Origin of the sequence: Lujinxingia sediminis, assembly GCF_004005565.1 — a bacterium.
Lineage (GTDB): Bacteria > Myxococcota_A > Bradymonadia > Bradymonadales > Bradymonadaceae > Lujinxingia > Lujinxingia sediminis.
Genome location: NZ_SADD01000024.1, coordinates 1 through 20135, shown reverse-complemented (window position 1 = coordinate 20135; position 20135 = coordinate 1). Strand labels below are relative to the sequence as shown.

13 protein-coding genes are annotated in these 20135 nt (G+C 63.7%); 9 read left to right on the top strand and 4 right to left on the bottom strand.

All coding sequences use genetic code 11. The features are described from left to right. Positions 1–267 precede the first annotated feature (267 nt). Positions 268–1668: an OmpP1/FadL family transporter gene (locus EA187_RS19945; RefSeq protein ID WP_164856439.1), complete on the bottom strand. Its 1401-nt coding sequence runs from the start codon at positions 1666–1668 to the stop codon at positions 268–270. A gap of 181 nt (positions 1669–1849) precedes the next feature. On the opposite strand from EA187_RS19945, the gene EA187_RS19940 reads away from it, so the two are divergent. From EA187_RS19940 to hflX, 5 genes are all read left to right on the top strand, one after another. Then, a complete protein-coding gene (locus EA187_RS19940; RefSeq protein ID WP_127781446.1) occupies positions 1850–3214 on the top strand; it encodes a TolC family protein in 1365 nt (454 codons plus the stop codon). Between the two features lie 100 nt (positions 3215–3314). Further along, complete coding sequence (locus EA187_RS19935; RefSeq protein ID WP_164856438.1) at positions 3315–4490, top strand: efflux RND transporter periplasmic adaptor subunit; 1176 nt, start codon at positions 3315–3317, stop codon at positions 4488–4490. A gap of 63 nt (positions 4491–4553) precedes the next feature. Then, complete coding sequence (locus tag EA187_RS19930; RefSeq protein ID WP_127781444.1) at positions 4554–7652, top strand: efflux RND transporter permease subunit; 3099 nt, start codon at positions 4554–4556, stop codon at positions 7650–7652. A gap of 209 nt (positions 7653–7861) precedes the next feature. After that, positions 7862–9658, top strand: coding sequence for an FHA domain-containing protein (locus EA187_RS19925; protein WP_115605230.1), 1797 nt, complete (start codon positions 7862–7864; stop codon positions 9656–9658). 231 nt (positions 9659–9889) lie between these two features. Further along, a complete protein-coding gene (hflX, locus tag EA187_RS19920) occupies positions 9890–11497 on the top strand; it encodes a GTPase HflX (protein ID WP_127781443.1) in 1608 nt (535 codons plus the stop codon). A gap of 25 nt (positions 11498–11522) precedes the next feature. On the opposite strand, the gene EA187_RS19915 is transcribed toward hflX, so the two are convergent. Beyond that, positions 11523–12722 (bottom strand): MXAN_5187 C-terminal domain-containing protein, encoded by a 1200-nt coding sequence (locus EA187_RS19915; RefSeq protein WP_115605226.1) that lies wholly within the window; start codon positions 12720–12722, stop codon positions 11523–11525. Between the two features lie 116 nt (positions 12723–12838). Here EA187_RS19915 and EA187_RS19910 point away from each other — a divergent pair, with 116 nt between their 5' ends. The 3 genes from EA187_RS19910 to EA187_RS19900 are packed head-to-tail and all read left to right on the top strand — an operon-like array spanning position 12839 to position 15644. Further along, positions 12839–13813, top strand: a complete 975-nt coding sequence (locus EA187_RS19910) for an ABC transporter substrate-binding protein (RefSeq protein WP_115605224.1) — start codon at positions 12839–12841, stop codon at positions 13811–13813. Further along, positions 13810–14862 (top strand): FecCD family ABC transporter permease, encoded by a 1053-nt coding sequence (locus EA187_RS19905; RefSeq protein ID WP_127781442.1) that lies wholly within the window; start codon positions 13810–13812, stop codon positions 14860–14862. The genes EA187_RS19910 and EA187_RS19905 overlap by 4 nt, the downstream gene beginning before the upstream one ends. Continuing rightward, positions 14859–15644 (top strand): ABC transporter ATP-binding protein, encoded by a 786-nt coding sequence (locus EA187_RS19900; RefSeq protein WP_164856437.1) that lies wholly within the window; start codon positions 14859–14861, stop codon positions 15642–15644. The genes EA187_RS19905 and EA187_RS19900 overlap by 4 nt, the downstream gene beginning before the upstream one ends. 38 nt (positions 15645–15682) lie before the next feature. Here the strand turns inward: EA187_RS19900 and metK are convergent, their stop codons facing one another. Next, complete coding sequence (gene metK / locus EA187_RS19895; protein ID WP_127781440.1) at positions 15683–16837, bottom strand: methionine adenosyltransferase; 1155 nt, start codon at positions 16835–16837, stop codon at positions 15683–15685. Between the two features lie 142 nt (positions 16838–16979). Further along, positions 16980–18389 carry a tRNA (N6-isopentenyl adenosine(37)-C2)-methylthiotransferase MiaB gene (gene miaB / locus EA187_RS19890; RefSeq protein WP_206524438.1) on the bottom strand — a complete coding sequence of 470 codons (1410 nt, stop codon included), beginning with the start codon at positions 18387–18389 and terminating at the stop codon, positions 16980–16982. Between the two features lie 434 nt (positions 18390–18823). Between miaB and EA187_RS19885 the strand changes: the two genes are divergently transcribed. Then, positions 18824–20135, top strand: a 1312-nt coding sequence (locus tag EA187_RS19885; RefSeq protein WP_164856436.1) for a hypothetical protein, incomplete at its 3' end; no start/stop codon positions are given.

Genomic DNA, 20135 nt, shown 5'->3' with positions numbered 1-20135 from the left:
GCGACCGTGGGTCGGGCTCGCAGGCGTGTTTTCTGACGCCAGAGAGCGACCGTGGGTCGGGCTCGCAGGCGACCGTGGGTCAGTTCTCATGCGGTGGGTCAGTTCTCATGCGACCGTGGGTCGTGTTCTCAGGCGACCGTGGGTCAGTTCTCATGCGACCGTGGGTCGTGTTCTCATGCGACCGTGGGTCAGTTCTCAGGCGACCGTGGGTCGGTTCTCAGGTGTGTTTTTTGGTGAGTTGTTCGTGCGTGTAAGTCGTTGAAATTATTAAAATAAATAGCGGGCGCTGAGGCCGGTAATGTAGCCGAAATGCTCGTAGGTGCCGTTTCCGACGACCAGGGTGATCTCGTCGTTTTCGTCGGAGGGGTTGATCTGACGCACTTCCGAGTCGGTGATGACGCGGGTGGGCATGATCAGGGCCGCGGCGCTCACATCGAGGCGCAGGCGCGCGTTGAGATCGTAGCCTGCCCCCAGGCTGAGCATGTGTTTGTCGGGGTCGAGTGCAAAGACGCTGTAGGTTGCATCGGGCACCGCGCCCCGCTCAAAGGCATAGCCGCCGCGGGCGATCAGACGATCGCTGATAAGCCACTCTCCGCCCAGGTGCACCGAGATGCTGTCGCGAAATTGCTGGGGCAACACAAAGGGAGCCACGGGCATGGCGCCCACCCCCGGCACCCCGTCGATCTCGACCTCGTTGGGGCTGACCTCAACCTCGGTGAGCGTCGACCAGCGCTGGTAGACCACCGCGAGCTCCACGTTCGTGCGGGCGGTGGCGTGGCGGATCCCTAAGCGCGCGTGCAGAGGAAAGGGCACCTCAATGGAGGCCTCATTGCCGGTGGTCGTCGCGTTATCGTAGGCCGGGTGGGTGGGCATGCGCGTGTCGATGGTGGCGTTGCCATCACGCAGGCGCGCGGGAAGTTGCAGGGAGGCACCCACGGTCCAGCTTTGATGCGGCTTCCAGGTGGCGCCCAGGTTCGCCGTTGGTGCAAAGAAGCTCGAGACGGTAGTTTCGGCCAGAATATCCAGATCTTCGTCTTCTGGATCGCCGAACATCCCGGCATAGCCCGAGCCGGTGGAGACGACCCGGAAGACCCCCATGAAGTTCTGTAGGCCGACGCCCACCGAGAGCGAGTCGTTGACTTTATAACCCACCGCCGCGTGTACATAACCCAGGCCCGAGCCGGTGTTGTCGACGAGCACGTAGCGCTGCGCGCCGTCGACGGGGTAGCGGTTGCCGGGGGCGTAGGGGGTGTAGGCGCCGGCCGCCCAGAAAAGGCGCGGGTGCCCGGTGGGACCACCCACAAGAATCTGCGGGATGGCCTGGGGCGGGGCCTGGTTTTGCACCGGCTCGTAGGTTCGCGTGGAGCCGTCGGGCATCTGGCGGGGCGCGCGGCTAAAGGTCACCTGCGTGTCGATCAGCGCCAGATCCAGAAGCAGCGCGCGATCGTCCAAAAGTGTGATCCCGGCCGGGTTGTACCAGAGCGCGTCCAGGTCCGCCGAGTGCGGTGCCACCGACGCGGCAGCTCGCCCCGTCGAGGCGACCCCGCGGGTGGGCAAGAAGAACCCGGCCGCCCGGGCCTCCTGAGGCGCCAGCGTCGCGAGGGTGGTCGCGGCGATGAGGCCCGCGAGCAGGGGGCGTGTCATCTTTTGGGAAGTTCGCTTGAACATAAAAACCTTCGATCGCATGTTTGCCGCCGCTGCCTTGGGGTCGGCTGGCAGCCTAGCCCGAGCCCGCGGACGCTTACAAGACGGTCGTCGACTCGATAAAGACTCTTGTGAATAAATTTTCACCCCTGGAGGTTGAGGCAGCGCTCTTTGCTGATTGGGCTTTTCCAGAGAACCGGGATTTATGGTGGTACGACGTACGATGTGGCGCGCAGGAATGCGTGGATGCGGCGCGCTGGGCGCAGCCCTTCTGATAGGCGCGTGGACGCCTTCGCAGGCTGTGGCGCAGGAGAGGGCCGGGGGCGAAGAACTCAGGACCGAGACCTCGGTCAGCGCGCAGGGAATGAGTCTGGATGAGGTGCTGCGAGAGCTGGAGTCGCAGAACGAGAGCTGGGCCATCACCGAGTTGCAGATCGAGCAAAGTCGGGCGAGCCGGCGAGAGGCCTTGGGGTCGCTGCTGCCGCAGCTGAACTCCTCGGCCAATGTGACCTACCAGGGAGGCGGTGAGGTTGCGGTTCAGGGCACCACGGTGCGCGAGGCGGTAGAATGGGGCGTCAACGCCAACGCCTCCATGAGCCTTTTTAATGCGCCGCAGTACTTCACCTACCGTCAGGCCGACCGCCAGTTGGATGCCACCCGGGCGCAGAGCGCCTGGCAGCAGACCTTGCTGCGGCTGGAGGCAGAGGAGAGTTTCTATACTCTGGCGGCCGCTCAGCGCGATGTGGACATCGCCGAGTCCGCCGTCGAACTTCGTCAGGCGTATCTGGAACGCTCCGAGGCGCTGGTTGCTGCCGGGCTTGCGGTGGCGGTCGATGTCAGTCGCGCCCGCCAGCAGGTACTCGAAGCGGAGCAGACCCTGCTTGAAGCCCGACAAAACCTCGGAAACGCCGCCGACGCGCTGGCCTACCTGCTGGGCCGGGAGCCCGACGGGGAGCTTCGCGTCGACTTTGATCCGGACGTGATCGAGGGCGGCGCGTCGGCGGCTCAAGGGGCAACCGACTCGGAGGTGAGTCGGGAGCGCGAGGATTTTGTCTCGCGGCGCTACAGCATTGAGGCCGCCGAGCTTGCGCGTCGGGCTACCTGGTGGGGGCTTGTGCCCTCCCTGCAACTGACCGCCGGCGCTCAGCTGGGCCAGCCAACCCTCTTCAACCCCAACGGCTTCAACTGGACGGTGGGCATCGGCGCGAGCTGGTTGCTCTACGACGGCGGCGCGCGCTATGCGCGACTCGACCGCGCCAGCGCTCAGATCGCCGAGCAAGAACTCGCGCTCCAGCGCGATCGTCGTCAGGCCAGCACCGAACTTCGTCGCGCCAGCCGCGACTGGGATACCGCCCGCGCCGCGATTGATGTGGCCAGCGAGCAGGTGCAGGTCGCGCAGGAAACCTACGAATTTACCTCGGCGCGCTTTGAGTCCGGGCTGGCCACCAGCCTGGAGGTCAGCGACGCCTCCCAGCAACTTCTCAGCGCAGAGCTGCGCCTGAATCAGGCCCGTTTACAGGCGCGTCTGGCCGAGGTGCGCTACCGCTACCTCGAAGATCTCCCGGAATGAGGCGCCGTGCGCTTCACTTGAATAGTCACCCCGCTAAGGCACTTTGCCGCGAGCTTGCCAGGACGCGCCGCGGCCGATCAGGAAAGGCGAAGAGATGGGTTTGAGAGTCACAGGATATGTCGCAGCGCTGCTGGCGATGATGATGATCGCCGGCGGGTGCAAACCCTCCGAGTCGTCAGGCGGGCCGAAGGGGCCGAAGATGGCCGGCGGCGGCGAAGTTCGCGCCTCGGTGGAGACCGTTGAGGTTGAGCGCGGACCTTTTGCGGTGCAGGGCGACTACGCCGGAGAGTTTCAATCCGACGGGATGGCCGAGCTCTCCTCCGATATTGCCGGGCGCGTCATCACCATTGAGGCCAATATCGGTGATAAGGTCGAGCAGGGGCAGGTCTTGGCCGAGGTGGATGCCACGCCAACGCAGCAGCGTGTGCGTGAGCTCAACGCCTCGGTGATGATGTCGCGCGCGAGCCTGGAGGAGTCCCGGGTGCAGCTTGGAAACCTGCGCAGCGACCTGGGGCGAAAAGAGCCCCTGCTGGCGCGCCAGATGATCACCGAGCGCGAGATCGAAGAGCTGCGCAGCCAGATCAGTGCCTCGGAGCAACGTGTGGCCGTTGCTGAGGCCACCATCGCTCAGAATCAGGCTCGCCTGGCGTCGGCCCGCGAAGATCTTCGGAACACCAAGATCCGTGCGCCTTTCGACGGCCTTGTCGGGGAGCGTTACGTCGATCGCGGCACTTACGTCAGCCCCGGTCAGACGATCTTCCGGGTGATTGACGACAGCGATATCTACGTCAGTGTTCGCATCCCCGAGCGCGACGCTCCGCGGGTCCAAAGGGAGACGCCGGTCACGCTGCGCGTCGGCGCCCTGGGCAGCGCTCCGCTGCAGGGCAAGATTCACCGCATTGCGCCGGCGCTCGACCCGGCCACGCGCAGCCTGCGTGTTGATGTGGTGCTCGATGATGAGAGCGTGCGCATCCGACCCGGTATGTACGCCCGCGTCAGCATGCAGCTCGGAAGCGTCGAGGACGCCATCACCGTCAGCAGCCAGGCGATCTTGCGGGAGCGCGACGGCACGCCCTACGTCTGGAAAGTTGTCGATGGCACCGCGCATCGTCAGGAGATCGTGCTCGGTCTTGTTGGCGAGCAGCGTACCCAGGTGGTTGAAGGCCTCGATGAGAGCGTGAGCGTGGTGCTGCGCGGACATGAAAAACTCCAGGACGGCAGCAAGGTGCGCGACATCAACACCAACGCCGGTGATGACACCGGCGCTAAAGGGTAAGTCCAAAACGATCGCGCGCTGCCGGGGGCTTTGCCCCACGACGTTGGAAGCCAGGAAGCAACGATGAACCTCCCAAAATTTGCAGTCGGTCGTCCGGTGATGACGACCATGGTCTTTCTCGGGTTGATGATTCTGGGAGCGGTTTCGTTTACGCGCCTGCAGGTCGATCTTCTGCCCGAGATCGACTTCCCCTCGATCTCGGTGATGACCTCCTACGAGGGCGCCGGCCCCGAGGAGATCGAGACGCTGATCACCCGTCCCATCGAAGAGGCGATCGGCACGGTGGAGGGCATCGACTCCATTGAGAGCTTCTCGGCGGAGGGGCGCAGCCGGGTGGCATTGCGCTTTGTCTGGGGCACCAACCTGGACACTGCCCTCAACGATGTGCGTGCGACCATTGAGCGCGTGAAAGCCGGTCTTCCCGAAGACGCCGACGATCCGGTGATCTTTAAGTTCAACCTGGGAAGTTTCCCGATCATGCAGCTCGCGCTCAGCGGGGAGCTTACCGAGCCTCAGCTTCGACAGCTCGCCGAGCTGCAACTCGCCCCTCGCCTGGAGCGGGTCGAAGGGGTGGCCTCGGTCGATGTCCGCGGCGGGCTCAAACGCCAGATTCAGGTGGTGCTCGATACCGAGCGGCTGCGCGCCTTCGGGCTCTCTCCCTCCTCGGTGGTCGACGCGCTGCGCGCCGAAAACCGCAACCTCCCGGCCGGAAACATCGAGCGCTTTGACCAGTCGCTGCTCGTGCGCGTGCTCGGTGAGGCCGGTGAGCCCGAAGAACTGCAGACCTTGATTGTGGGCAGCCGCTCCGACGTCCAGGGGGCAAGCGTCCCGATCTACCTGCGTGACGTGGCACAGGTGCTCGACACCTTTGAAGACCCCTCCAACGTGGTGCGTATCAATGGTGCGCCTTCGCTGCGCCTCTCCGTAACCAACCAGTCGGGTACCAACACGGTGGAGGTTGCCGAGCGAGTGCGAGCCGAGATTGCGCGTATCAACCGTGATTATGACGGCCGCGCCTACTTCACCGTGACCACCGACACCTCCGAGTACATCGAGGAGTCGATCGCCAACGTGCAGGACTCCGTACTGGTCGGCGCGGCGCTGGCCGTGCTGGTGTTGCTCTTCTTTTTGCGCAGTATTCGTTCCACGCTGATCATCGCCGTGGGTATCCCGATCTCGATCATCGGGATCTTCACGTTGATGTACTACTTCGACATTACCCTCAACCTCATCAGCTTCGGGGGCGTGGCGCTGGGGGTGGGGCTTCTGGTCGATAACGCCATTGTGATTCTGGAGAACATCTTCCGGCGTCTCGAAGGAGGCGATGAGCCGGAGTACGCCGCAGTGGAGGGCTCGCGCGAGGTGGCCACGGCGATTGTGGCCTCGACCATCACCACGCTGGTCGTCTTTGTGCCCGTGGTCTTTTTGACGGGTTTTGCCTCGATCTTCTTCGGGCAGATGGCCTTCGTGGTCAGCTTCGCCCTGATCTGTTCGCTGGCTGTGGCGATGACCCTGATCCCGATGCTCGCCTCGCGTTTTCTGAAGCGCGGTGAGTCGATGGAGGGGGCGGAGAAGGGAACGATCGGACGTTTCCTCGACGCCCTGGAGCAGACCTACGGTAACCTGGCGGACTGGTGTCTGGCGCACCCGAAGACCACGCTGGCCACGGTGATCGCGATCTTTGCGGGTGTCATGATGCTCACGCCCCTGGTGGGCACCGAGCTCTTGCCTGAAGATGATATGAGCGAGGTCAGCGTGTCGCTTGATCTTCCGGTTGGCACCCGTATTGAGGTCACCGAGCGGGCGATTCAGCAGATTGAGGCGCGCATCCCGGAGCTTGTCCCGGAGATGGAGCTGATGGAGACGATCGTCGGCACCCCGGGCTTCTATTCGACCGCCGGAGGGGAAAGTGGCGCGATCGATATTATGCTGGTCAAGCCGGACCAGCGTCAGCGCTCCAGCAACGCGATCGCCACCGCGCTAAGCCGGGAGCTCAAAGGAATGATTCCGGGCGGCGATGTGCGCGTTCGTGCCGGCGGTGGTCTGTGGATTCTGCGCGTGCTCCAGGGTGGGGGAGAGCGCCTGGAAGTGCAGGTGCGCGGCTACGATCTGGAAACGGCTGACACGCTCGCCGCCGAAGTTGCCGGGGTCATGACCTCGGTCGATGGCATCAACGGCGCCAATGTCAGCCGCAAGCCGGGGGGCAAGGAAGTTCGGCTGGTGCCCGATCGCGAAAAACTCGGTGCGATGGGGGTGCAACCCTCCAATGTGGCGCGTCAGGTGCAAACCTACATCCAGGGCACGCGCGCCTCGGTGCTTCGCACCGACGGCGATGAGTTCGACGTGATTGTGCGCCTGCCTCGCGAGGAGCGTCTGGGCGTGGAGGCGCTGCTCGACGCACCGATCGTCATCCCGGGGGTGGGCACCGCGCTGCTGGGCGATATTGTCAGCGTCGAAGAGGTCGAGGGCCCGCTCACCATTGAGCGCGAAAACCAGGGACGTGTCGTCAATGTGCGCGCTTACCTCAGCGGTGAGCGCGACCTGGGCGCCATCACCGCCGATCTGCGTGCGCGCATTCATGAGATGGAGATCCCCGATGATTTCAGCGTGCTGGTTCAGGGGGAGACCGAGGAGCAGGAAGATACCTTCGCCGGACTGATGGTGGGGATTCTTCTGGCGGTGGTGCTTGTCTACATGGTGATGGCCGCGCAGTTTGAGAGCTTTTTGCAGCCTCTCTACATCATGTTCTCCATTCCTCTGGCGGGTATCGGGGTTGTGCTGATGCTGCTGGCCACCGGCACGACCTTTAACCTGCAGTCCTTTATGGGGTGCATCGTGCTGACGGGGATCGTGGTTAACAACGCCATTGTGCTGGTGGACTACGTCAACCTGATGCGACGCGAGCAGGGCATGGGCGTGGCCGAAGCGGTGGCGCTGAGCGCCCGTCGTCGCCTTCGCCCGATTCTGATGACGACGGCCACGACGGTGCTCGCGCTCATTCCGGTGGCGCTGGGCCTCGGGGAGGGCGGCGACACCCAGGCGCCGCTGGCACGTGCCGTCATCGGCGGCCTCTTCGTCTCGGCAGCCATCTCACTGGTGGTCATTCCGGTGATTTACAACCTGGTGGAAGGCTGGCGGGAGCGACGCGCCCGGTGTGGATAAGAGCGCGTGGTGAGCGCGCCCTAAATTGAACATGTGAGGGGGCTGTGCTAACCATGAGACTGGAATGTTCAAGTGGAGTCTCAACGTCGCCTGATACTACTGCTGCCACCTTGTGGTGTGCGGCCGCTCAATTGGGGTTGCGTCGCGATGGCGTCGCGGTATCCTGCCTGCCCAACTGTCGAGCGACGACCTGCTTCGAGGAAGCGTGAATGCACAAGCTCCTGATCGAGGATGACGAAGGCGGCAAAACCGTCGTCTCGCTCATCCGGGATGAAATTACTGTGGGGCGGGCCGAAGGCAACACCATCCGCCTGACCGAGCGCAACGTCTCGCGTAACCACGCGCGTATTTTGCGTCAGGACGATACGATCTTTGTCGAAGATGTCTCCGCACGCTACGGGGTCAAGCGCAACGGCAAAAATATCAAGGGGCGCGAGGAACTGGCGGTGGGTGATGTCGTGCTCATCGGCGACTATCGGCTCACCCTTCAGGGCGAGAAGAAGGCCAAGCCTCTTCCCAAGCCCAAGGCGCGAGCGCCGGGCAACGGACCCGGGGCTCACGAGGTAACCACCGTGACGCGTCTCTCCGACCTGGAGCAGACCGAGCGTGAGGTCACCTCGATGATGCCGGCTTTGCCGGCCAAGCTGGTGGTGATCTCCAGCAACTTCGCCGGCCAGGAGTTCTCGCTGACGCAGAACGAGACGGTGATCGGCCGCGGCGAAGACTGCCACTTCATCATTGACCACCGCTCCATCTCGCAGAAGCACGCCAAGATCGTGCGCGAGAAGAACGCCACCTACAAGATCGTCGATCTCAACAGCAAGAATGGCGTCAAGGTAAGTGGCGAGAGCTACCGTGCCACCCACCTCAAGCGCGGCGACGTGGTGGAGTTGGGCCATGTGAAGTTCCGCTTTGTGGAGCCTGGCGAGAACTATGTGTTCACGCCCCCGGCACCTGAGGCCGCGGCACCCGACTTCGCTGCTGCCCAGAGCAGTGGCGGGCCGAATAAGGCGCTGGTCTTTGGCGGAGGTCTGCTGGTGGCGGCGTTGCTGGCCATCGGAGCGATCTTTGCGCTGGGAGGCGATAAGGAGAGCACCGGCGGTGAAGCGGTCGCCGAGGCTGATTCGCAGGTGCAGGCCGAGGCCGCCCGGGAGATCGCCGACCTTGAGGTCGCTGCAGGCGATGATCGTATTGATGCGGCCATCGATAGCGCGAAGGGAGATATTGACGCCGGCCAACTCCAGCGGGCCATCGGCAAGCTCGAGTCCATCGGTGAGTTGATGGAGCCCAACGCCGATCAGCAGCGTCGCATCAGTGAGATGCTCAGCAGCGCGCGCAACGAACTTCCCTTCCAGCGTCTTTTTGAGGATGCCCGTGACAGCCTGGATGCCGGTGACGCGCTGGAGGCCCTGGAGCATGCCTCGGCGATTCCCTCGCACTCGCTCTTCTACAAGAAGATGGAAGAAGACGGCACGCAGGCCGGCATCCTGAATGCGGTGGTCTCCGAGGCGCGCAGCGAGCTGAACAACGGCAAGAATGATGCCGCGCGCGATCTGGCGGAGAGCGTGCTCCTGGTGCGCTCGACCCACCAGCCGGCCAAAGATCTTCTGGCGCGTATTGAAGAGCAGGAAGAGGCCGCCCGCGCGGCGGTTGCTGCTCGCGCCGAGGCTGCCGCTGCTCGCGGTGCCGGATCGTCGAGCGGAGGCTCACGCGCGCCCAGCCGCAAGAAGGCTGCCGAGCCTACACTCAGCGCCGAGGAGGCGCGCACGCTCTTTACCAACGCCGCGCGTAAGGTCGCCAGCGGCGATCCTCGCGGGGCGATCACCGACTGCACCCAGGGTGTGCGCGGCGGTAACGCGGACTGCCATCGTATTCTTGGGGTAGCCTACGGCCAGCTCAATGATATCGACGCGGCCTGCCGCCACTACCGTCAGTACATGCGCACCGGCCCCTCCAACCCCGGTGCGGTCGAGGCGCAGATGGAGCGCCTGGGGTGCCCGCCCTGAACCTGGCGAGTTGAGCCAAGGGCCTGTCTTCGCGGTCGCCGCCTGCTTCGGAATGGAGCCCGGGCGGCGGCCGTTTTTTTGTCAGGTGTGGCATCGCAACGCTCGCTTTCGTTGCGATATTTGCCCCACCGTTTATACGCCCACGTTTTCATAGGAGAGTGACCTATCGCACGCGAGATCTATGGCGAGACCACCGGCCTGAAATCCAGTCAGAAGCGCGCGCTGGAGAAGTTGTACCGACGAAAAATTGGCACTCTGGATGCGATTAGCCAGGAGTTCGCCACGCAGATGACCTTCATCTCCGAGGAGCTCAATCGGGTGGTCGCTGTGCTGGTGGATCGCTCCGGCAAGGTTGAGCATGTGATGCTCGGTGATAGCCATCGCGTCTACCTTCCTGACCTCGGTCGCCAGCGTGCCGGTCAGAGTCGCTTTCGTGGCGTGCGTCTTATCCGAACCCATCCTGGCACGAAGGGCCGCGAGGTGGAGCTCTCGCGTGAGGATCTCACCGACCTCTCCAAACTTCAGCTCGACCTGGTGATGAGCATCGGGGTGGGGCCGGGCGGTTATCCGGGGCAGGTGGCCTGGGCACACCTCGTGCCGGAGAACCCCGAGCAGCGCATCTGGGAGACCTACAAGGCACCCAACCCGGCTGAAGTGGGCGTGAGCTTTACCCACTTCATTACGGAGCTTGAGGGCGAGTTTCAGCGTAAGGCGGCCGATGTCGTGACGACCGGCGGTCAGCCTGCGCTGCTGGCCTACGTGGCCACCCCTGAGGGGCGGCCCGAAGAGGTCGAAGTCGCCGAGATGCTCGAGCTCTGCCGTACCGCCGGCGTCGATGTGGTCGACACACTGGTGCAGCGCCGCAGCGGCATGCATCCCAAATACGCCCTGGGCAAAGGTAAGATCGAAGAGCTCACGCTGCGCGCGCTGCAGCTCGACGTCGACCTGATTATCTTCGCCCAGGACTTAAGTCCCACCCAGCTTCGCGGCATCACCGATGAGACCGACATCAAGGTCATCGACCGCACCCAGCTCATCCTGGACATCTTCGCCCAGCGCGCTACCTCCAGCGACGGTAAGGTCCAGGTGGAGCTGGCCCAGCTCAAGTACAACCTGCCCCGTCTGCACAGCCGCAACACGGGCATGAGCCGTCTTACCGGTGGGATCGGCGGGCGTGGCCCCGGAGAGACGAAGCTGGAAATCAACCGTCGCCGTGCCCGCGATCGCATCCGTTCGCTGGAGAAAGACATCGAGAAGTTGAGCAAGCAGCGCGAGGTGCGTCGCGCACGACGCATGCGCAATCAGCTGCCTACGGTGAGCATCGTCGGCTACACCAACGCCGGCAAATCCACGCTACTCAATGCCCTGACCAACTCCGAGGTGCTCAGCGAAGACAAGCTCTTCGCCACCCTGCAGCCTACCACCCGAAAGCTGCGATTCCCGGATGAGCGTGAGATCATCTTCACCGACACCGTCGGCTTCATTCACGATCTTCCCGCCGACCTGGTCGCCGCGTTTAAGGCCACGCTGGAGGAGCTCGACGAGGCCGACATCCTGGTGCACCTGATCGACGTCTCCGACGAGCGTTTTGACGATAAGATGGAGGCCGTCAACCGTATCCTCACCGAGATCGATCTGGGCGATAAGGAGCAGTTACTCGTCTTCAACAAGAGCGATCTTCTGGAGGAGGGGGAAGCCGCTTCGGTGGCGAGGGCGTACAACGCGATCGCCGTCTCCGCCCTGGAGCCGGCCAGCACCGAGCGCCTCGTCGAGGAGCTAGAAACCCGGCTCTTCCGCCAGGCTCGCCAGCGCGAGACGTCGATGGAGGCTCGCCACTGACGCGCGGCAAGCCCGACCCCGGGGTTCAGTCTTTGGTGTCGGGTTTGAGGTAGGCTTTGCCGCCTTTGATGACGACCTGGAAGTCGACATTGCGCGCGCCGCGGCTGCGCTGGAGTTCTTCGCGCTGGCGGTCCATGGAGCGCTTGACCGCGTCGTAGCTCAACTTATCGGTGGGTTCGTTGCAGCGGCGCTTGGCTTCAATGAGGCGCTCGTAAACCTGGCGAGCGCTATCATCCTCGGAGCTTGACGGGCGACGCACCACGCGGTGGCTGCCGGTGGTACGGGTGCCGGCGGAGGGGGGCGCTGGCGAGGCGTTCTGGCGATGTATCGGCCCGGAGGAGGGGCGCTGGATGGAACGGCTGGCGAGCTTTTCGCGCATCGCTTTCATCCTGGCGAGCTTCTCGGGGCTGGCGCCGCGCACGCCGCCTTCGGTGTCGGCCGAAGAGGCCTGGGCGCCTTCATCCTCAGCGTTGCGCTGCGCGAGTTTGCGGCGCATCGCGGCGAGTTTCTGGCTACGAGGATCGCTCGGGGGGCGTTCGGCGTGCGGTGAGGGAGCGGTCGTTGGCGACGTCTGAGCAGCGGGCGCGGAGCGAGCCGCCGGGGACGTCGGCGCCGAGTGTGCGGGGGCCGGCTCATCGCCCATAAGCCCGAGCTGGCGCTGAATCTCGGCAAGTTTTTCGCGGCGGATGCGCTCGCGCTCAGCCTCATCGCGCGTCGAAGCGCTGGAGGCAGCGGAGGTCTGGGTCGGTGCAATCGCAGCCGGCTCGGAGGCCTCCACCGCCGAGATGGCATCACCTAAGAGCGCGTCGAGATCGACCTCGTTGAGGCCTTCGATAAAGTCATTGTCCAGGTCGATGCTGTAGGCCCCGTCGTCCTCGCGGGCCTCCCTGGCCTTACGGCGCTCCTGACGGCGCTCGGCCTTGTTGCGATCGCGTTTGTAGGTGCCTTCCTCGATCTGGCGCAGAGTGCGATCCCAATAGGTCTTGAAGGTTTGAAAGCGCTGGACTAAGGCTCGCAGACGGAACTTCTGGGCTGTGTTATTGATGAAGGTGTGCTCGAGCTCAAAGCTCAAGCGCACCACCTCCTGGCGCTGATGGCCGGGCGGACGACGGTCCACGCCGTTAAAATAACGTTCGTAGAGCACGCGCAAACGATCGATCTGACGCTCCAGGTTGTTGAGCATCGCGTCGATTTCTGACTGACTGAGCAGGTCACGTCCCGCCATGGCTGCCGATCCTTGAGCTGTCTGTGGGAGGCCGTCGCTTCTCGGTAGTGTAACACCAGGTGAAGCCTTTGCAATATGACCAGCCGCTAAGTTTGAGTTGGGGATGTCGCGCCGTGATGGCGCTTGTACTTTTGGCGATGTTGGGCGGGGGCTGCGATCGCGGGTCTGAGCCTTCGCCCGAGCGTGAGGCGCAGTCTGCGTCGCAGTCTGAGGCCGGGCCGGCCCCGTCGTCGCCTGGCCGGGAGGGGCCTGGCGAGCGTGTGGTGCGCGAGGATGCGGTGCTCAGCGCGAATCTGCCCGAGCGGCCGGTACGCATCGTGTCGCTGGCCCCCTCCACCACCGAGGTGCTTTTTGCGCTGGGCGCTGGCGAGCGGGTGGTGGGTGTGACCCGCTACTGCGACTTCCCCGAAGAGGCGCGCGCCGTGCCAAAGATCGGCGGAATGCTCGATCCCGATCTGGAGGCCATCCTGGCCGCGCGCCCCGATCTTGTGGTGGGCGTGCAGGCCGGCGCCGACCACAGGGTTGCCGATCAGCTTCAGGAGGCCGGGGTGGCCTATGCCTTTGCGCGCGGCGATGATCTGGAATCGGCGCTGCACACCATGGACATGCTCGGTGCCTGGATCGGCGAGGGTGGGGCCGGACGTGATCTTCGCACGCGCACCGAGCTGGGGATCGCGGAGGTTGCCGAGCAGCTGCGCAAGACGCAGAGCGACACTGCGCAGCGGGCGCTGCTGGCCTACGACCGGGAGCCGGTGGTCGTTGCCGGACCGGGCTCGTTTGGTGCTGAGCTCCTGGAGCTGGCCGGCCTTGAGAACGCCGTGGCCACGGCCGCCACGGCCTACCCCGTGCTCGATATGGAGGCGGTGCTTGAGGCCGAGCCCGAGCTGATCATCGATGTCTCGCTCAACGTCAGCAGCGACGAGGTGCTGGGCTTCTGGAAGACCTTTGAGAGTCTGCCGGCGGTCGCCGCCGATCAGGTGGTGCATCTTCCCGATGCCGTGATGATGCGCCCGGGGCCGCGCGTGCCGCAGGCGTTGAAGCTTCTGGGAGAGGCCGCGCGTGGTGGGGATGCGGGGCAGGCCGCACCATGACCCGCGCTGTGCTGACCCCGACGAAGATCGCGCTGAGCGCGGCGCTTACGCTGGGGCTCTGGGGGCTGAGTGCGATGTTGGGGCTGAGCTCGGGGAGCTCCGCGCTGGGAGGTTTTGATCTTGTGGCGCGCTGGTGGACCGGGGAACTCAGCGCGACCGAGCAGGCGATCTTGTGGAGCGCGCGTCTGCCCCGGGTGGTCTTCGCCGGCGTGGTGGGTGCGGCGCTGGCCGCCGGAGGTGCGGTCTTTCAGGCGGTGCTGCGAAATCCCCTGGCCGACCCCTACATCCTGGGCGTCTCGGGAGGCGCGGCGCTGGGAGGTACGCTGCTCTTAACGCTTGGAAGTTTCAGTGTGGGGGTGCTTGCCGTCAGCACGCCCCTTGCCGCCTTCGGCGGCGCGCTCGCTGCGCTCGCGGCTATCTTTGCCGTGGCGCGCCAGGCGCCCTCCGGGCGCGGCGCCACCTACGTGCTTCTTTTAACCGGGGTGATCGTTAACGCCTTTGCCGCCTCGATGATCATGTTCTTGCAGAGCGTCGTCTCCGCCCAGAAGGCCCAGGAGATCCTCTTTTACCTGATGGGTGCACTCAGCGTGGAGGGCACCGCCTGGCCTGTGATGCTGGGCGTGAGCGCTGCGATCGGCCTGAGTCTGACCGCGCTCTTTGCCTACGCCCGCGACCTCAATGCGATGGCGATCGGCGAAGAAGAGGCCGCCTACCTCGGGGTGGAGGTGGCGAAGGTGCAGCGCGTCTGCCTGCTGCTTGCCAGCTTCGCGGTGGCGGTGGGCGTGGCCTTCTCGGGGATCATTGGCTTTGTGGGGCTGGTCGTCCCGCATGCGATGCGCCTTGTGGTGGGGCCGGATCATCGGGTGCTCCTGCCGACCTCGGCGCTGGCCGGGGCGGCCTTTTTGACGCTGGCCGACGTCAGCGCGCGCAGTCTTTTTGGCGTTCTGGGCACAACGCTGCCGGTGGGCGTGCTCACCTCGATGATCGGCGCGCCGATGTTTCTGTACTTCTTATGGCGGGCGTTGCGTCGCGATGCGGGGTGGGGATGAGCCAGCAAAAACGCGAACTTCCGGCATTGCTGCGACTCGATGATGTGGGCGCAAGCGTGGGGAAACGCACGCTTTTTGAGCGGGTGAGTTTGAGCGTGGAGGCCGGTGTTGCCTGGGCGGTCGTCGGCCCCAACGGGGTCGGCAAAACAACGCTGATGCGAATACTCGCCGGGGTTCGCACCGCCGAGCAGGGGCAGGTGTGGCTGCATGCGCGCCGGCTCTCGGAGTATACGCGTCGCGAGGTCGCCCGGGAGGTGGCCGTCGTCCCCCAGAGTTCATCGCCGGTCTTTGAATTCAGCGCGCTGGAGCTTGTGTTGATGGGGCTGCACGCCAGCCGCCCGCGCTTCAGCCTGCCCTCGTCCGAAGACCGGCAGCGCGCACTTAAGGCGCTCGCGCGTCTGGAGGTCGAGGAGCTTGCGAATCGCCCCGTCTCTTCGCTCAGCGGTGGGGAGCGCCAGCGTGTGGTGATGGCGCGTGCGCTCGTCGCCGATGCGCCGCTCTGGCTTCTTGATGAGCCCACGGCAAACCTCGACCTTCGTCATCAGCTCGGGCTTCTGGAGGTGATGCGTCAGCATGTGGAGGGGGGGGGCGCGGCGGTGGCGGTGCTGCACGACTTAAACCTCGTGCATCGCTACTTCGACCGCGTGTTGCTGCTGGCACCGGGACGCGCGCTGGGGTGGGGCCGGCCCGATGACGTGCTCAACGATGAGGATGTGAGCGAGGCATTCGAGCTGCCCATGCGCCGCGTTGAGGTGGAAGGGCGCCAGGTGTGGCTGGCCTGAGTGGCCAGCCACACCTTTGATGCTTAAGGCAGTTTGGCTTAGAGCGCGTTACGCAACGCTTCGGCCTTGTCGGTGCGCTCCCAGGTGAACTGGGGGCGGCCGAAGTGCCCGTAGGCGGCCGTCTCGCTGTAGACCGGCTTGAGCAGATCGAGGCTCTCAATGATGCCGGCCGGCTTCAGGTCGAAGAACTGCGGGATGAGCGCTTCGATCTTCTCTTCGTCGATTTTGCCGGTGCCGAAGGTGTTGACCATGATGCTCACCGGCTCGGCCACGCCGATGGCGTAGGAGAGCTGCACCTCAAGGCGCTCGGCGAAGCCTGCAGCCACGAGGTTCTTGGCCACGTAGCGCGCCATGTAGGCCGCCGAGCGGTCCACCTTGCTGGGATCTTTGCCGCTGAACGCGCCGCCGCCGTGGCGGCCCATGCCCCCGTAGGTGTCGACGATGATCTTGCGACCGGTCAGGCCGGCGTCGCCCACCGGGCCACCGATCACGAACTTGCCGGTGGGGTTGATGTGGAACTTCGTCTCCGGGCTGAGAAGATGCGCCGGGAGAACTTTTTTGATGACCGTCTCCATGACGGCTTCACGGACCTGCTCGATGGTCATGTCCTCGGTGTGCTGCGTCGACACGACGACCGCGTCAATCGCCACCGGGCGGCCTTCTTCGTAACGCACCGAGACCTGGCTCTTGGAGTCCGGGCCGAAGCAATCCATGCCACCGAACTTGCGCACGTGCGCCAGATGCTCGACGAGCTGGTGGGAGTACATGATCGGCATCGGCATGAGCTGGTCGGTCTCATCGCAGGCATAGCCAAACATGATGCCCTGATCGCCGGCGCCCTGCTCACTGACCACGCCATGCTCGGCGTCGACGCCCTGGGCGATATCCGGGCTCTGCTCATCAAGCGCCACCATCACCGAGCAGCTCTTATGATCGAAGCCGTAACGGGCCTCTTTGTAGCCGATGCGCTCGATGGTGTTGCGCGCGATCTTCGTATAGTCGACCGTCGCCCGGGTCGAGATCTCACCGACGAGCAGCACAAGACCGGTGTTGACCACCGTCTCACAGGCCACGCGGCTCTTGGGGTCCTGCGCCAGGATGGCGTCGAGAACGCTGTCGGAGATCTGATCGGCGATTTTGTCGGGGTGCCCCTCGGAAACGGACTCCGAGGTGAAGATGAAATTCTGGGACATCGTAAAGGTTCTCCGTTTCTTCTCGCAGCGAGGCGGCTTCAAAATGCCGCTGAGTGAAAGACCCACCTCGTGCGTGGAGGTGGGCCGGGGTAAGCGGGTGCAAGAAACACCCGAAAAAAGGGTTTATTCGCGCCGACCCGATTTATCCCTCGACGATCTCGCCAAGGAGGGTGTGGCTGGTGGCATCGGTGATGCGCACGTTCACAAAGTCGCCGGGCTTCAATTCGCGACCTTCGGGTTTGGGGAAGACCGTCATCTTAAAATCATCGCTTCGCCCGCAGAGGTCCGCCGCATCCCGGCGGCTCTCGCCCTCGACCATCACCCGCACGGTCGTGCCGATGCGATTCTGGAAGATCTCGGCGCTGATGGCCTCCTGACGCTCAATGAGCGCGGCCAGGCGGCGACCTTTGGTCTTCTCATCGAGCGTGTCCGGGAGCTTGCGTGAGGCGTAGGTCCCGTCGCGCTCGGAGTACTTGAAGAGGTAGGCGAAGTCGAAGCGGATGCGCTCCAGCGCGGCTACCGTCTCTTCGTAATCTTCGTCGGTCTCACCGGGGAAGCCCACGATGATGTCGGTCGACATGGCGATGTCGGGAATGGCCGCGCGGATATCGTCGACGAGCTTGAAGAATTCCGCGCTGGTGTAGAGGCGCTTCATCTCTTCGAGCGTGCGATCTGAGCCCGATTGCAGCGGCAGGTGCAGGTAGTTGCAGATCTTATCGTGCTTGGCCATCGTCGCGATGAGCTTGGGCGTAAAGTCGGTGGGGTATGGCGAGGTGAAGCGCACGCGCTCAATGCCCTCGACCTTCACGACCTCTTCGAGCAGGTCGGCAAAGTCGGTGTCTTCGTGCTTGTACGAGTTGACCGTCTGCCCCAGCAGCGTGACCTCTTTGTAGCCGCGGGCGGCCATATCGCGGCATTGCGTCAGAATCTCCTCGGGGGAGACGCCACGCTCACGACCGCGTACGAAGGGCACGATGCAGAAGGTGCAGAATTTGTCGCAGCCGCGCTGCACGGTGACCCAGCCACTGATGCCCGGGCGGCGCTCCGGGGTCAGCCCGGTGTAGGTCTCGGCGCGGTCGAGCTTCACATCGATCACCGGGTCGGCGTCGACCTCCTGGCATTGCTCCAAAAGCTCCGGAAGGCGGCGGTAGGCGTCGGGGCCGATGACCAGATCCACATAGGGCGCGCGCTCGGTGATGACCTCGCGCAGGCGCTCGGCCATGCATCCGGTCACACCCAGGATCACCTCGGGGCGCTCATTCTTGTAGCGCAGAAGATGAGAAAGACGTCCGAAGACGCGCTCCTCGGCCCGCTCGCGCACCGCGCAGGTGTTGATGAGGATCACATCGGCCTCATCGTGGTTGGGCGCCGCGGTATACCCCCGGGTGCTGAGCACCCCGCCCATCAGTTCGCTGTCGGCCAGGTTCATCTGGCAGCCGTAGGTCTCAATAAACACCCGCTTGCCGGGGCGCTGCCCCACGTTGGGCATCGTATTGACCTCGCCATTATGCGCGTTCGGGTCGGCCTGCGTCGGATTGAGCGTGCTCGTCATATCTACTTCCACATCCCGCGGCACCTCAATGGGTCGATGTCTCGCGGTGAAAAGAGGAGCGTTATCAAGGGGTTGGCGGTCTGGTGCGGCGCGCGCAAGCGCGCCCCGCGCTTAAGAGGGCGAACCCTAGAAGAAGAGCCCGTGCGCGTCAACCGCGGGGGCGGGGGGCTTGATTTTTTCAGCGGAGGAAAGGGGCGTGTGTCGAAGGTCCAGAAGGGTGCACGGGGCGCGGTCGGCCTTCGCGGGCCGGGAACGTGATGCGCGACCTTCATTCGCAAGAGGTAGGTTTATTAAGGCAACGCTTTGTGAGTGACACGTTCGTGTGATACTGTTCGCGCAAACGCAATAATTCGCATTGGGCGAGCATGTGCAAGGGCTTTTGCCCTTGGGCAACAATGATGATGTGGTTGATGGAGATGTCATGACCTTCAGGTATGCAGGGAAGCGTCCTTCCTTCCTTCCTTCCTTCCTTCCTTCCTTCCTTCCTCACATTGGCAGCTTCAGCGGTGGTGTTGAACGCCTGCATAGAGCCGAGCGACGGCGGCGAGCCCGCAACGGTGGCTCAGTCGCAAAACGCGCTTCATCCAGACCCACCTTACGACGCAGTGGGCTACGGGATCATCCCCTCCGTCGATGCGTTCAGTGGCCAGGGCAAGATGCTCTGCCTGCCCCACCGAGGGCTCACCATCGATGCGAATAAAGGAACGGAGACGACGGGCACCATCGCCTCCAGCGCCTCCGAAATTGAAGCCCGCTTGAATGGTCTGTTTAATCATCGTCTCGACGCGCACCAGACGGTGGTCGATGAGATCCGAGAGCAGCTGTTTAAACTTCAGGGGGAAGATGAAGACTTCTCTGCCGCGGTAATCGTCGGTGTAATTCGCACCGTCGATCGCAGCGCCCAGCCCTACTGGACCGCAGATCCAAATGATCCGAAAGATCCCTGGGATGAGAAGTCCATCTGCGATCCGGTAAATCCTGCGCACCCTGATAACCTGGATGAGTTTGTAGAACGCTGCGGTACCCATTTTGTAAAAAGCGAGCAACTGGGCGGCGTGGTGGCCTTCGTGGCTGATATTACCGGGCTCGATCCGCCAAAGCGCGAATATCTCTCGCAGATGATGGGCGCTGAATTGGGAATGGGCGTGACCAGCCTGGACCAGTCACTGGAAGCCACTCTGGCTCGTGTTAACGCAAGCTTTGATGACCTTGCCTGGCACACCTATCTCTGGGGCCTCACTGACGCACCGGGCATCACCTCTGTGGCCTGGGCATCGCCACCTGATGTCCTTTCGACCTGGATTGGCTATATCCAGGATATTTTTGATGGGGTGGACGCTGCGGTGGCCAACGGCGACTTCAAGGACGCATTTTACGGAGAGGTGCTGAAGTTTGTGAGCCAGCCCTATGAGATCGGCCACCAGCGATGGTGCAAGATGCCGATCGATGGTTCCGGACTCGCCTGCATTCAAGACTCCGAACATGCTGCGGAGCCTTTTCTCGATCCCGATGGCGAGCTTTACGCATATTATCAGCGTGTAAAGTGGATGTTGGAGAACCCGGAGCGTGTTGATTGGCAGACTGACGATCCTGCGGACGCTATCGATGAGTTCGATGAGTGGCGGGTTTATTTTGAAGGTTGCCAACACAAGACCGAGATTCATCTCAATGAGTGCTTCCAGGCTCCTGTCGATGCCGCGGCACAAAATTTGACTCCAGAGCAAACGGCCACCGAGGTCTGTCGCG